Source organism: Pseudarthrobacter sp. YAF2 (assembly GCF_052113345.1).
In the GTDB taxonomy this organism is placed as follows: domain Bacteria; phylum Actinomycetota; class Actinomycetes; order Actinomycetales; family Micrococcaceae; genus Arthrobacter.
The window spans coordinates 1-13,937 of the sequence record NZ_JBFRDA010000033.1; the positions used below are offsets into that span (position 1 = coordinate 1).

The following is a 13,937-nucleotide window of genomic DNA, read 5'->3' on the forward strand; positions in this document are numbered from 1 at the left end:
CCGCGAATATCAGCCTGACACTGCCAGCCGAAAAACGACCAGCTACCCCCCACAGCATCACGACCGGCCGGTACACGATGAGCGACCCCTGAAAATAAACCCAGGAGTCGCTCATCCATGCACTCTTGACAACAGAGCCTACATATCAGGGCTGCGTGAACGTCCGGGACGAAAAGTGTGGACACATCCACACTTTCTTTTGGACCCTATCCCGGCATCGGAGCACTCAACAGGAGACCCTGCAGGCTAGTTTGGACGAGGCTTACAAAGAGGCGGAATCCTTGTTATCAGCGTTCGCTGCATCTCAGCGCTGAAGGCCGGGGACTGTCCATGTTCTGCTATGACTTTGTTTCGTTTGGGTGGCTTGTATGGACCTGCTCTAGGTAGACAACCTGGTCCACAACGTAAAACCAGATGCGTGCATCACCCTTCAAGGTGGGCTTGTGCTGCCATCTGTCGTGGGTAACGCCGCCTCGTGACACGCTGCCCAGATCACCACGCAATCTGTAGTTCGTTGGTGTCGTCACTTGCGGAGTGCGGGTAAGAAAGTCCCATGAATCCACCAGTGAGTTCCTGATCGTGGCTTTCAGATCCGTCCAACCGCGTTTAGCCTGCACCGATGCGAAACGCAGCTCGTATTCACTCTTCTTTGTCGGCCGCTCGACCTTTTCGCTCTTGGCCATCCCTTAGGGACGCTCAACAGTTTCGGCGTCATCAAGCCATTCGATCGTTTCCTTGCCGAGGCCGGCGGCGATGGCAGTGGCAGTCTCACGCCAGGCATTGAGTTCCGCAATGGCCAGATGCGGCTGGTTGGTTGCGAAAGAGGCTCGTGCTGCCGCCACGATCTCCGAGGCGCATGTTTCCCGGTCCATCTGACTCAGGGCAAGCATCCAGGGAAATCGATCACTCATGCGGTTCGCAAGCGTCCCCTCTGTACTGGTGGTAACAGCAATTAACTGCGCGGCCAGTTCCAGCAGTGACGCACGTGCCCGGTCTGCACTCTCGGACATGAGCACCAGATGCTCGCCGTCGCGTCGAGTGATTTGAATCGGGTGATCCGCTGCAGCGGCAAAGGCCTCAGCGGAGGCGCGGCTTAGTTCGGAAGACTGGAACGTCGTTCGGGAAGTGGCTAATGCGCTCATACACCTACACTACTTCAGATCACGTTCTGAAGTCTAGCCAGCTGTCCCTGCAGACGCCCACGTTGTGAATGCCTGCCCATGTAGGTCATGCCGCCTGATTCCCCGACGGTGATGAACCCACAGGCGCTCCGTCGCCGCTTGTTCATTCTGATGTCCCACTGATGTCTTGGCGGGTGGTCTCGCCTGGACCGGTTCGCTGCAGCGCGCCCGCAGGTTTGATAAGCCCGTCGCGCAGCCCAGAGGTCGTTCCCCTATCCGAACGACATCCCACCCGCAGAGAGACCCGGTGCCGATCGAAAACAAAGCAGACATAAGTGTGGACAATGTCAACACCTCTTTGGCAGGACAAACTGAGCACCCTCAGCGTCTGAACGGTACATAGAGCGAGCTTTTGCAGCAAAACCGCACCAATGTCGGTGTCGTCATGTCGTACCCGTCACCAGGAACCATGAATAGGTGTTGGCCACCCACGACCAACCCGAAAGAACGGAACGAGGAACCATATAACCCAACTACAGCAGGCGGAAGGCCCACCGGCCAGGGACTTGAACCCGCCACCCGACACACCTGAACAGGCCCCGCGGCGCCCAGGCCACAGCCCGCGACCAACTCGTCAGATGACGCGACCACAAGCTTTGTCAACACGTCAAAGCAAAATCGCCTCTGACGAGGGAATACGTCGTGCCCGAGGTGGGACTCGAACGGGATTCTGGTCCTTGATAACACTGGGAAGTCGCGAGAACATGCGGAATCCGAGACAATCCGATGGGTGAACTCGCCACTCCGGGGTAAAAAGTGTGGACATTGTCCACACTCCTTTTTGCTCGATTGAGCACCGACAAAGGGCCAATTGACGCGTCCCCGCGCGCTCATGGCCCGCGCCAGGAAATGGACGCTGCCGCCTCCGCAGTTTTCCTGCTGGACGGTACCTCTTGGTCCGCGTGAAGCCTCCAGTCAGGATGAGGCCCCGCGCCAAGGCATGACTCCCGCCGGCCGGTAGAACAACTCAAAACGCGACGGCACTCAACGCGCCAGAACGACGAATCACGCGACACAGTAGACGCACCTCCTTCATCTATTACATGGCGGAGAGGACACCGAGCATCATGACAAGACCTCCCGCGACAGAACGTCCCTTATCGGCCTCAAGAGAGCGGAAGTGGAAGCAGATGCTAGAACGCCGTTCCCCGACGAAATTCGGCGTTTCCGCGGTCGCCCGCAGCTGCTCTCGCGAAGTTTTAGGCGTCGTGGTTCGTTTGGAGCAACCCGACGAGGTGGTTCAAGGCTTCCTCAGAGCCGGCGCTTTCACTGCGGAGTACTACGCGGTCGCCGTGCTCGAGTCCGAGGCTCATGAGGGAGAGGACTGAGCTGGCATCCATGGCTTCGTCGGCTGGTTCCTCTTCGCGTCCGATAGTGATCTCGAGGTCTTCGCATGCGGCGGCTGCTTCCACGAAGGCGGTGGCGGGGCGGGCGTGCAGGCCCAGGGTGCTGGCGATGATGGCGGTCCGTTCGGGCATGATGTTACTTCCGTTCGCAGATAGTTGTGGGGTGGTCAGCGCACGCGGAGGTCTTCGACCATTCGGGCGACGTGGAGGGTCAGGTAAGTCACTTCGTCCTCGGTCAGTGGCTCGCCGAGGCGCAGCTCGAGGACTGCTTGGAGCTTGAGGGCGTTGGCGTACGCCTCGGGATAAGACTCTCGGATTGCTTTGCTGAGTGTGCTTGCACCATCGTCCAGCTGTCGCCCCGTTTGGGCTCGGACGAAAAAGTAGCGCAGGTGGGTGATGAAGCGGGCGGCATTGACGGTGTCTTGATTAAAGGGGCAGTCATAGGCCTTCTCCAAGACCTCGAAAAGTTGTGTAAACACCCCGGTCATTTGGTACGTGAGAGACAGGTCTCCGGTAGCGAAACCTGCATTGACCAGGTGCAGTGCTATGGGCACGGCTTCTGCTTCAGGCAGCGCCTGTTCAACGCGGGCGTTGACGAAATCAAGAATCAGCTGAGCTGTCCGGAGCTCATCAGGGTAGAGGTGAGCTACTTCAGCGCGGAGAGGGTATTCAAGGTCAATGCCCTGACGCATGCGTCTAATAGCGAAACTTAGATGGTCTGCAAGTCCCACGACGGTTGTCGAGCTGACAGGGACTTTCCTCGTTAGTTGCAGCGCTTGGTCCGCGAGAATCAGGTGCTCTGGGGGAACTGCAGCGACTAAGGCACCGAAGTTATCAGCGTTCCGTCCATCTTCCGGTACGAATATTCTGACGATTTTGGTCTTATCTACAGCGCTGCCAGGTTTGGCCTGATAGCCCAGACCGCGCCCCGTGACAATGACCTCTTCATGATTAGCGCCGCGCGCAAGGACGACGTTGTTATTGAAGACGCGCAAGACTTCCATGTCTTCCTCCTTTCGTCGTCGATGGGGCCGCTGCGGCAGGGAGAGAGGTCCTCTCCCTGCCGCACACCAGGGTGCGCTTCGGCTGCTCTGGCTTCGGCCGTCAGGGATTGAACTAGGGTTTGAGGCTTCCGCCGTTGGTGGAAATGACTTCCTGGTACCACCCGAAGGATTTCTTCGGGTGCCGCATCAGGGAACCCGTCCCGTCATCGTTTCGGTCGACGTAAATGAAGCCGTATCGCTTGCTCATTTGCGCGGTGGAGGCGCTCACCAAGTCAATACATCCCCAGGCGGTGTAGCCCATCAGCTGGACGCCGTCCCGTACAGCCTCACGTGCCTGCACCAGATGATCGTTCAAATAGGCAATCCGGTAGTCATCATTGACGGTCTTAGCCCCTTCGATTTCCTCAAGCTCATCCTTGGCGCCCACCCCGTTTTCAACGATGAAAAGCGGCTTTTGCCAGCGTTCCCAGTAATCATTGAGCACCACTCGCAGCCCCTGCGGGTCGATCTGCCAGCCCCACTCGGACGCCTGAAGGGTGGGGTTGGGAACCCCACCCATAATGTTGCCTGGTCCCTTGACCCGCTTAGCTAGGTCCGCCGTCTCGCAGATGCTCATGTAGTAGCTGAAAGAGACGAAATCCACGGTGTTTTGCAGGTCCTCGCGGTCCTGGGCGGTGATGTCCAGATCGATGTCGTTGTCCCGGAAATATCGAAGCAGGTAGCCGGGGTATTCACCGCGGCAGTGGATGTCGCCGAACGCATAGCTGTCATGTGCAGTATGCATTGCCGCCACGACGTCGGAGGGATCCGGGGTCAGTGGGTACGTTGGCAGTGCGAGGATCATGCAACCTACCTGCGCGTCCGGCATCAGCTCGTGGGCGAGCCGGGTGGCCCGGGCGGAGGCTACCAGCTCGTGGTGGATGGCCTGATAGAGGTCCTGTTTTGTGAGCTGTTCCTTGGGGGCCGGTATGCCGCCGGACAGGAACGGCTCATGAAGCACTGAGTTGATTTCATTGAACGTCAACCAGTACTTCACCCGGCTGCCGAAGTGCTGAAAGAGCGTGCGGCAGTAATGCTCGTAGAACCCAATCAAGGCCCGGTTGGTCCAGCCGTTGTACTTCCGCGCCAGATGGAGCGGAGTTTCATAGTGGCTGATGGTTACGAGCGGCTCGATGCCGTACCTGTCCAGTTCGTCAAGAATCCGCGAGTAGTAGGCCAGACCTTCGGCGTTGGGCGTTTCCTCGTCGCCGTGGGGGAAAATACGGCTCCATGCGATGGAAAACCGGAAGACCTTGAATCCCATGTCGGCCAACAGTGCGATGTCCTCCTCAAAGCGGTGGTAGAAATCGATCGCCACCTGTTTGAGGTTCTCCGGGGTCGGTCCCTCAGTAGGGGTCTCGGTGATGCCCTTGGGCATCACATCCTGAATGGACAGTCCTTTGCCGCCCTCGTTGTAGGCGCCTTCGATCTGGTTGGCGGCGGTAGCGCCGCCCCAGAGGAATCCTTCGGGAAAGGTCGTGGTCACAGATGGTTCCTTTTCAGTCGGGCAGGGGTGCCGGGGTTGAGCGGGTGTCTCAGACTTGGACGGAAATCACGGCGTCACCTTTGGCCAGGGTCCCTTCGGTCACCGGGTTCACGCTGGCCAGCTGCGCTGTGTTGGTGACCATCACCAATGTCGTGGTGTCGTAGCCGGCCTCGGCAATGGCGTTCAGATCGACGACGGCGAGAAGGTCGCCAACCTGGACCTGTTGGCCGCGCGCTGCTTTAGCTTCAAAGCCCCGGCCTTGCATCTGGACAGTGTCGATGCCGATGTGGACAAGGACCTCGACGCCGGCTTCGGACTTGATGCCAAAGGCGTGGCCGGTTTTCATGGCCGCCTTGATCGTGCCGGTGATCGGTGAGTAGATCCGGCCACCCGTGGGGATGATGCCCAGGCCTTTGCCCATGGCACCAGAGGCAAACACCTTGTCTTGAACGTCCTTCAGTGCCACGGCCTTCCCTGCGACTGGGGCCAGGACCTCTAGAGTGCCAGGGACCGTGGGAGCGGGAACAGGTTCAGCCTCCGGAACAGAGGTGCCGGCGGCGGCCCCGGCGGCTGAATCTGCCTCATGCGGGCCGAAGAAGAAGGTCAAGCCGAAACCGATCGCTATGGCGGCACCTGTTCCTACCATCAGGAGGACGAAGTTGCCCACGGTGGTGAAGGCGGGCAATCCCAGCAGGGACGGAAATACGAAGGACGTTGCACCACTGCCGCCGGAGGCCACAACTGCACCGCCAACAACACCACCGGCTATGCCGAAGTAGAACGGCTTTTTCAGGGGAAGGTTGACGCCATAGATGCCCGGTTCAGTGATGCCTGCAAGGAATCCCGATAGTGCAGCGGGACCTGCCACCGCACGGCGGGCCTTGTTGCGGGTTCGGAAGGCCACGGCAAGGGTGGCAGCGGCCTGGGCGAGTACCGCCGGCAGCAGCGGCCCGAACAGGAGGGAGTGGCCTTGGGTGGCAATTTCATTGAGCATTCCAGGTACAAAGCCCCAGTGCAGGCCGAAGAGGACGAAGACTTGCCAGAAGCCGCCCATGATGGCTCCCGCAAGCCAGGGTGCGACAGTGAAGGTGGTGATGATGGCGGCTGAAAGCCCCTGTGCGGCGTAGGTGGTGATGGGGCCGACTGTGAGCAGAACCAACGGCACCATCAACAGAAGAGTCACCAGCGGTGTAGTGAAGTTCCGGATGGCTGACGGAAGTGCCCGGGTGAGGAAGCGTTCAAAGTATCCCTGGAGCCAGACCGCCACGATGATCGGGATGACAGAGCTGGTGTAGTTCATCATCACGACCGGAATGCCGGCGAAGCTTACGGGCTCGGTCTGCGCGGCCAGAGCGACGATGCTCGGATACACCAGAGCCCCGGCTATGGCCATCGATGTGAACTGGTTGGCTTTGAACTTTCGTGCTGCCGTCACCGCCAGGAAGAGCGGGAGGAAATAGAACAGCGCGTCCGCGCTGGCGGCCAGGATTACGTTGGTCTGAGACGCGGGATCCAGCAACCCGACTTGGATAGCCAGGCTCAAAAACGCTTTAAGCAGACCGGCGGCCGCCAGCGGCCAGATGACAGGTGAGAAAATCGAGGAAATCAGGTCGATGAAGCGGCTCAAAAGATTGCCCCTCGATACCGGCTCGTCATCAACCTCAGAGTCTCCGGTGAGATTGGTAATTTTGCCCAGTTCAGCGTAGACGGTGGAAACGTTGTCACCGATGACCACCTGATACTGGCCGCCAGCCTTCATTACGGTGATCACACCTGACAGCTTTTCGACGGCAGCAGTGTCGGCCTTTGCCTCATCCCGCAGCTTGAGCCGGAGCCGGGTAGCGCAGTGAGCAGCGCTGACGATGTTCTTCTCGCCGCCCACCCCCCGCAAAATCTCTCCGGCCAGCGACCGGTAGTCCACACTTGCCATGCCAGACCTTCTGTCTATTTTTGGGCACAAAAAAAGACCCGAGATGCACATAAGTGCTTCTCAGGTCTTGCCCCGTTGCCGAGTAACAATCCTGACGACGAAAATCGCCGTTGACATGGAATCCTACGTGTCATCGTTATCCTGTGCAACCCGCCGTCGACTCCTAGGTGAAGGTCGCGACGTGTCCATGCCTTCTCGCTCACTACAAATCTCCCTGTTGGGTAAGCCCGTTGTTGGACAGATACCTTGCCGTGGCACCGTTAGTAGCATCCGACAATGGTCGTAACTAGATGGGTAGCGCGCGAACTGGTTTCTGGCGGGTGCTGCCGGACTAGATACGGGCCAGCTCCAGCAGGACTTCCCAGCCTTCTTCCCAGATTGCAGTGGCCCAGCCCGCAAGGGCCGCTGCGAAGGGCGCACCAGCAGACCTTGCCAGCCGTTCAGAGCAGATCGAGTTCCCGAGTGAAGCCGAACGGGATGTCGGAGCTCAGCGCGACCGTGTACGTGGTGAAGTCCACCCTGGTGACGAGAAGGCCATCGCTCGTGGCCTTCTCACGCAGTATTGAACTGGCGTGTTCCAGTTCGACGTGTAGCGAAGCGGCGTCCTCGACTTTGACAACGATAGGCGACGTCTCTGCTGACATGGCGGTTCCTCTTCCTTCGATTCTGTGCGCGGTTTTATAGACACTTGCGGTTCATCACGGGCGTGGAGTGCGGGACCAAGAGTTTGTGGTTGTGCGAATCACTGCCAGGGCGGCCTACGAACCTGGCAGTGGAATCCTAAAGCGTGACCACGGATTTAATTAGGTCTGCGGGTTTGCTTCGTCCCAGGAAGATCGATTCTTCGAGGCCATCCCAGCCGTGGAAGCGGTGCGTGATGAGGGGCTTGACGTCCAGCCGGCCCGAGGACAGGAGCGCACCGAGCTTTTCCAGACGCAGGCGGCCGCCGATCATGGCGCCCCCGACAATCTGCTTGTCCCCCATGCCGAATCCCCATTCGGTGCTGGGTACTTTCACGGTGTCATGCAAATCCATGGAGATGACGCTGCCGATTTTGCCTCCAGGCTTTAGCGACCGCACTGCGGCCGCGAAGGTTTCACCGTCACCGCCGCAGACGCATACGCGGTCCACGCCTTTGCCACCGGTGAGTTTCAAGACCGAGTCTTCGATGGGCCCGTCCTTATAGTTGATGAACTCGGTCGCGCCGTAAGCTTTTGCTGCTGCGAGGGACGCCGGCCTTGAGCCGACAACGATGACCCTGGCCGCTCCACGAAGCAGACTGGCGGCTACTGCCATGAGCCCAACAGGTCCAATTCCGATAACGAGAACGGTGTCCCCGAACTGTACGTCGGCGAGTTCGACGCTTTGGAACCCGGGCGGGATCATGTCACTGAGCATCACGGCTTCTTCGGGAGCAACTCCTGCGGGAATGGGCGCAAGGTTGCCGTCAGCGTCGCTGCATGCAAAGTACTCGGAAAACATGCCGTCTTCAGTGTTGGAGTATTTCCAGGCGTTGAGCATGCCACCCGAGTGTGATGAGGCTCCGCCTTGGGCTTCCAGGGAACTCCAGTTGGGGGTAACGGCCGGAACCACGACCTGGTCGCCGGGCTTGAAGTCCTTGACCAAAGAACCCACCTCAACAACTTCGGCGCAGCATTCGTGGCCCAGAATCATGTTGTGACGCTCTCCAAGGGCGCCTTTCCACACTGTCTTCACATCGGTGGTACATGGAGCAAGGATGGTTGGCTTCAGAATGGCATCCATCGGCCCGCAGACGGGGACAGGTTTTTCAATCCACCCGGTCTCGCCGATCTTGAGCATTGCATAACCACGCATTGATTCCGACAAGGTTTTCCTCTTTCTCTGTTCCCCGAGGTTGCTGCGACGGGTTGAGCAACAGGCGGGATTGGGTACTGGTTTAACGCGGCGATGCGGCCCTGAGGCCCGATGTTTTAGCTGAGGACAGGGAATTTCGAGAGTGCGTTCTTCAGGTGTGCGGCGTCCCAGGGGAGGTGTTCTGCGATGCCCATCCCGACGACGTCCGTGTGTTCTGCTACATCAGTAATGAGTCGTGTGACCTGGGCGAAGGTCATTTTCCCCGCGGGGTACATCTTGAGCCAATCAATTTCGGGTTCTGGTTCGGCGAAAAGGACCGAGCGGAAAGTCGCGGGGTCCAACACGTCAAGATCGAGATGGATGGCCAAGTATCTGATGTTGTTTTCGGCGATCCAGTCCAGGACCGGGGCGCTGTCCTGTTGGAGGGCTTCCGGGCTTGCGATCTTCAGTCCGAGGCGGTCTATGACCTCGGATTCCTGCTCAGTGAGGCCAGCTTCACGCAACCCGGCGTACATGACCTTTTGAGGTGATAGAGGCAGACGTACTTCCGCGGCGAACTGTGGGTCTCCTTCACCGAGCAGATTGCCCAGGACCATCGTGTGGGCGTTGGTGAAGTCCTTGGTTGTCTTGACATCGGGATGGGAGTCGATCCACAGAACACCCAGCTCACCGTTGTACTTTTCGTTGAGGTAGGAAAACGGCGCCTGCTCTACCAGACAATCACCACCGAATACGGCGATCTTATCCGGCCGTTCAGCATCTATCAGGGCGCGTGCTTCCTTTAGCTGCTTCAGCAACACCGTCCGGTGCGAGATACCTTCCTCGGGGGTGTCGTCGCGGTGGAAGGGTTCCACCTCTACCCTGGCCACCGATGCGTCACTTTCCGGTGCCAGCCAGGCGAGCAACTCTGCCCCGATCGGGTACAGCTCGTTATTGCCCCCCTGCCATTGGGGCATCATCAACCGAAGCGTTTTTGAACTTTCTTTTTGCACTTTCTTTTCCTCTCTGGTGGCCTATGTCACCTTAGTCTGGCGGCGTGATCCGGCCTTGGGTACCCGGGGTTGAAGGCCTGCGGCCGGGCGCCCAACGACGCCCGGCCCGGCTACTGGTAAATGGGTGCTTCAGCCCTGCTTCTCATAGCTGGATGGTATTGCAGTCCTGGTTTCGGACAGATGCAAATCCGTGGCCGTCCTGCTCAGGGGGCGGAAACGCAGGAAGACGAGATAAGCCACGGCAGCCACCAGGGCTCCGACGTAATGGGACAGGTCTCCCAATTCAGGGTTGGCAGCTGCGATGGGTCCAGTCCACTTGGTCCAGACCCAGAAGGGTACCGAAGCCGCGCAACCGATCAGCCAGGCAAAGAAGCCCCATTCAACGGCTCTGCGTTTGTCGAACAGCTCGCCAAGCCTGTCCAGCCTGCGCCGGCCTCCCACAAAGTAGTCAAGCAAGACAACAACCATGTAGGGGGCGATGAAGTATCCGGACAGGAGCAGGAAATCGTAGAACGTTGTGTAGATGTTGTCCTGCAGCAGCAGTGCGATGATGTAGGCGACGACAACGATCAGCATGGCACCGACTTGCCGGGACACCTTGATGCCAAGCGTGAGTACCGACAGGGCGCCGCCATAAACAACCAGTCCGTTTGTTGGAAGGCAACCCAGAACCAAGGCTGCCATCGCCAGGGGCGCCCAGTCACCGGTGAGTTCGGCGATTGCTTCGACCGGAGCCAGTCCCCCGGCGAAATTCGAAACCAGCACGCCGGTGCAGCCCAGCCAAAGCGAGGGCACAAGGTTTCCCAGTGCGGTGAAAGAGGCCACACGTTTTGCCGAGGTCTTGATTGGCAGGTAGCGGGCAAAATCCGAAGCAAATGGCGCCCAGGCAAGAGACCAGGCAAGGAAGAAACCGACGGCTGTGATCCATCCGCCACCTTCGCCTATGTAGACAGGGGCTTCAGTGTTGACCCCGAAGGACCAGTCTGCCTGACGCAGGGCAAGAATGGTGATGATGAGGAAAAGGACCCCAAGGATCACGCTGCCGATCTTGTTGATAAGGTGCAGCAGGTTGTAGCCCCAGACGGAAAATATCGCGACGACGGCGAAGATCAGTCCTGCACCCAGCCAGAAGGGGATATTGATGATCTGCTGAAGGGCCAAGGCTGCGAAAACGGTGTTAACGACGGCCCAACCGACGGAGGCAAAAACATTGACGAAGGAAACAGGGAGCAGGTTTCCGAGGAAACCCAGGGGGCCACGGGCCTGAATCTGGACGGGCACACCCAACCTGACGCCCATGGTGGAAAGAACTCCCATCAGGAGGGCGCCCAGCAGTGACCCGACCACCACTGCGCTCAGTGACTGCCACACGGACAGGCCAAGCAACGCCGGGAAGAAGCCCGTGATGAGCAGGCTGAGGGTCAGGTTTGCAGAGAGCCAGGTAGTGAATTGTGTGTAGGGCTTTCCGTGGCGGTCCGTTTCGGGGATATGTTCGATGCCGTAGGGCTCTATTGTGCGTGCGGACGCACCATAGTTCAGGTCGGTGGAAAGCTGAGCATTTTGTTCTTGCTCCATGATCTTGCTCCGGTGTAGGTGGTTCAATAGGGTCCCCATACGGGGGCGCTCCCCGGTGCACGGTTTATGCACCGGGGAGCCTGGGCGAGTCAGTGTCGTCTTGCAGGTTCGGACCTGTGCGCTGCCTAACTGCGGGTTGGATCCTCTACGTCAGTTGGTGAGGGGACGTGGACGGGATCAATGACGTGCTGGTGCTTGCGGGCGAACAGCACGGAGAACCCGGACAGGACCAGCGGAATGGACCCGAACAGGAAGGCGGTCATAGTCCAATCGACGCCGTTGCTTAGCAGGACGGCGGCCGCGGCACTGGCGAGGATGGCGCCGATAGGGCCGACTGCTGCAACGAAAGCGGAGCCTCGTCCACGGATACTTGTGTCATAGCTTTCGCCGACGAAGAAGAGCACCGCCGCGTAAGGGCCGTTGAGGAAGAACTGACCGAGGCTGTAGAGGGCGACCACGACCCAGTAGTCGCTGGGTCCGAAAATCATGGCGGTAAATACAACGCCGCTCGCCATCCAGCCGAAGGCGATGATGTTGCGTCGGCCGAAGCGGTCGCCCATGACCCCGTGGAAGAGATACCCGAGGTATGCAACGAAGTTGGACATCAGCAGCAGCGTGAGGGCGTCCGCGAAGGCGAAGTTGTGAACCGTCGTGAGCACCGTAGTACCAAGGATGTTGAAGACGAGAACGGGGAAGTAGTTCAGGATGTGACCAAAGGACAGCGCCAGCGTAGTTCGCAGGTTACGGCCTTTGAAGATGTCCGCAATAGTGCTGGGCTTCTCCCGCTCGTCATTCATACCAAGGATTGATCCCAGTTCCAGGGCGTCAGCGTGGTGGCCGTCGGCGTTGAGCTGGCGGAGTTTGGCGACTGTTTCGAACTGTGGGGACTCCCGGAGCTTGCGTGCCAGGACCGCGACGATAAACGAGGGAACGGCCGCGAATACGAAGCATCCAGCCCAGCCCAGGCTTGGTAGGAGGACCGCTGTCAAAGCAGCGGCCAGAAGCGCGCCGACGGGCCAACCGCCCTGGACGATCGAGTAGATGAATCCTTGGCGTTTCTTGATGCGGGGGTCATCGGAGGCGCCGTAGAGCTCGCTCAGGTACGCTCCGTTGATTCCTTGCTCGGTGAGACCGAGCCCGCTCAACGAACGGATGGCGACAAGGATTGGCAAGGGTACAAAAGCGGCCAGAGCGGTCAGGGCCGAGGCGACCCCTGCACCCGCGGTAGCGAAAGCCATGCCGGTCTTGCGTCCAAATTTGTCAACTACCGGTCCTGCCAGGAGACCGACGACGACGCCGCCGGCGGACATCCAGGTTACCAATGAGGCCTGCTCGGCCTCGCTAAGGCCAAGGTCTTTGCCGATCTCGGGAAGAAGGGTTCCAAAGAGGATGAAATCGTAGACCGCGAACGTCCATGCGAGGAACGCCACGATGGACGCGAAAGTAATTTGGCGGGTGGTGACGTGCGCTGGCCGCCAGGCTGTGTTGTTGGGGTGTGACATGAATGCCTCAATTGTCTAGTGAAGATAGCGCCTGAATTTGGGCATGACGGCCGGGGGACTTGGCGGCAGCGATGCCCGTTAGCTGAGGATTGCCGTGGGTGGCGGCTTACGAGCCGGAGGCCGGGGTGGCCGGCCTCCGGAGGGGTGTCCTAGGAGGACTTGCTTTCGATTTCTTCGAGGATCGGGAGCAGGAACTTGCGGAACTCTTGATAGTTCTCGGTGACCGGGAAATGGCCGAGTTTCGGCATCTCCCAGAACTTTGAGCCCTTCACCAGGTTCGCGGCTTCCTTGGTGTCGGCCGGGGAAGTGTTGGGGTCATATTCGCCCGTGAGGAAGTAGAGCATGCACTTGCTCGTGTCGATGGCCGCGGCCTCTTCCGGGGAGACGTTGTGATCGTAGTAGTAGTAATAGAGGTCTCCGGCGAAGACACCCGGGCCGCCGGATTGGTACTCCCACTGGATTTCGCGGACGTTCTCCTCCGGGGAGTATGGGGAGATGTTCAACAACATTGCGGCGCCAATGGAGTTGCGGGAGACGTTCGGGTTGTCGAACTCGCGGCGGATTCCATCCATGCCGACCTCGACGTATTCTGCAGCTGAGCGCAGGGCACCTTCAACGGAGATCGTGGCACGGTAGCGGTCGTTGAAGTTCGAGGCCAGATCGATGGCCAGGTGCCCGCCCATGGAGCTGCCCAAGTACACGGGACGATTCAGTTCCAAGGCTTCGGACAGAGCGTTGGGAAAGGCCATCATCCGGGACTTTGTCATGGTGTATTCCTTCGTCCACCACTTCTCACCGTGCGGAGGCAGTGACTTGCCGTGGAACGGAAGGTCGAAGGCGATGACGCGGTAGCGGGAGGTGACCTCTTCGTCGTTGAGCAGGTGCCGGTACTGGCGGCCGTCGGAGCCTGCGGTGTGTCCGACGATCAGCGGGATGCCCTGACCGGCTTCTTCGTAGTAGACCCGGTATTCGATGTCTTCGACGGTGAGGTAGACGTAGCCACCCTTGATGGGTTCGAACTTTGCCATGGCTTTTACGCTCCTTCG

General features: G+C 59.2%; 12 protein-coding genes. All 12 read right to left on the reverse strand.

All coding sequences use genetic code 11. The annotated features are described in order from the left end of the window. Positions 1-338 precede the first annotated feature (338 nt). On the reverse strand, positions 339-683 hold the full coding sequence (locus AB4Y79_RS21265) for a hypothetical protein (RefSeq protein WP_387449723.1): 345 nt from the start codon (positions 681-683) through the stop codon (positions 339-341). Between the two features lie 3 nt (positions 684-686). After that, the gene (locus AB4Y79_RS21270) at positions 687-1,142 is read right to left on the reverse strand and encodes a prevent-host-death protein (RefSeq protein ID WP_387449721.1); all 456 of its coding nucleotides are present in this window, start codon (positions 1,140-1,142) and stop codon (positions 687-689) included. A gap of 1,238 nt (positions 1,143-2,380) precedes the next feature. Continuing rightward, positions 2,381-2,659 carry an HPr family phosphocarrier protein gene (locus AB4Y79_RS21275; RefSeq protein ID WP_441866128.1) on the reverse strand — a complete coding sequence of 93 codons (279 nt, stop codon included), beginning with the start codon at positions 2,657-2,659 and terminating at the stop codon, positions 2,381-2,383. Between the two features lie 35 nt (positions 2,660-2,694). Next, complete coding sequence (locus tag AB4Y79_RS21280) at positions 2,695-3,531, reverse strand: BglG family transcription antiterminator (protein WP_441866130.1); 837 nt, start codon at positions 3,529-3,531, stop codon at positions 2,695-2,697. A 112-nt stretch (positions 3,532-3,643) separates the two neighbouring features. Continuing rightward, entirely contained in the window at positions 3,644-5,056 is a 1,413-nt protein-coding gene (locus AB4Y79_RS21285; RefSeq protein ID WP_441866132.1) for a glycoside hydrolase family 1 protein, read from the reverse strand. A 49-nt stretch (positions 5,057-5,105) separates the two neighbouring features. Further along, positions 5,106-6,986 (reverse strand): beta-glucoside-specific PTS transporter subunit IIABC, encoded by a 1,881-nt coding sequence (locus AB4Y79_RS21290; protein ID WP_441866134.1) that lies wholly within the window; start codon positions 6,984-6,986, stop codon positions 5,106-5,108. 440 nt (positions 6,987-7,426) lie between these two features. Then, positions 7,427-7,630 (reverse strand): hypothetical protein, encoded by a 204-nt coding sequence (locus AB4Y79_RS21295; protein ID WP_441866136.1) that lies wholly within the window; start codon positions 7,628-7,630, stop codon positions 7,427-7,429. Between the two features lie 136 nt (positions 7,631-7,766). Then, entirely contained in the window at positions 7,767-8,822 is a 1,056-nt protein-coding gene (locus AB4Y79_RS21300; RefSeq protein ID WP_441866144.1) for an NAD(P)-dependent alcohol dehydrogenase, read from the reverse strand. A 116-nt stretch (positions 8,823-8,938) separates the two neighbouring features. Next, on the reverse strand, positions 8,939-9,814 hold the full coding sequence (locus tag AB4Y79_RS21305) for an arginase family protein (RefSeq protein ID WP_441866138.1): 876 nt from the start codon (positions 9,812-9,814) through the stop codon (positions 8,939-8,941). Positions 9,815-9,943: 129 nt separating this feature from the next. Then, a complete protein-coding gene (locus tag AB4Y79_RS21310) occupies positions 9,944-11,389 on the reverse strand; it encodes a purine-cytosine permease family protein (RefSeq protein WP_441866140.1) in 1,446 nt (481 codons plus the stop codon). Between the two features lie 125 nt (positions 11,390-11,514). Further along, positions 11,515-12,891: an MFS transporter gene (locus tag AB4Y79_RS21315; RefSeq protein ID WP_441866142.1), complete on the reverse strand. Its 1,377-nt coding sequence runs from the start codon at positions 12,889-12,891 to the stop codon at positions 11,515-11,517. 149 nt (positions 12,892-13,040) lie between these two features. Then, positions 13,041-13,937: alpha/beta fold hydrolase (locus AB4Y79_RS21320; protein ID WP_441866143.1), on the reverse strand; the 897-nt coding region annotated here is incomplete at its 5' end.

What these genes read in the sequence shown, in the direction of transcription:
- AB4Y79_RS21275 (WP_441866128.1), bottom strand. Translation starts at nt 2,659, where the DNA reads ATGCCCGAACGGACCGCCATCATCGCCAGCACCCTGGGCCTGCACGCC.
- AB4Y79_RS21280 (WP_441866130.1), bottom strand. Translation starts at nt 3,531, where the DNA reads ATGGAAGTCTTGCGCGTCTTCAATAACAACGTCGTCCTTGCGCGCGGC.
- AB4Y79_RS21315 (WP_441866142.1), bottom strand. Translation starts at nt 12,891, where the DNA reads ATGTCACACCCCAACAACACAGCCTGGCGGCCAGCGCACGTCACCACC.
- AB4Y79_RS21310 (WP_441866140.1), bottom strand. Translation starts at nt 11,389, where the DNA reads ATGGAGCAAGAACAAAATGCTCAGCTTTCCACCGACCTGAACTATGGT.
- AB4Y79_RS21265 (WP_387449723.1), bottom strand. Translation starts at nt 683, where the DNA reads ATGGCCAAGAGCGAAAAGGTCGAGCGGCCGACAAAGAAGAGTGAATAC.
- AB4Y79_RS21300 (WP_441866144.1), bottom strand. Translation starts at nt 8,822, where the DNA reads ATGCGTGGTTATGCAATGCTCAAGATCGGCGAGACCGGGTGGATTGAA.
- AB4Y79_RS21295 (WP_441866136.1), bottom strand. Translation starts at nt 7,630, where the DNA reads ATGTCAGCAGAGACGTCGCCTATCGTTGTCAAAGTCGAGGACGCCGCT.
- AB4Y79_RS21270 (WP_387449721.1), bottom strand. Translation starts at nt 1,142, where the DNA reads ATGAGCGCATTAGCCACTTCCCGAACGACGTTCCAGTCTTCCGAACTA.
- AB4Y79_RS21290 (WP_441866134.1), bottom strand. Translation starts at nt 6,986, where the DNA reads ATGGCAAGTGTGGACTACCGGTCGCTGGCCGGAGAGATTTTGCGGGGG.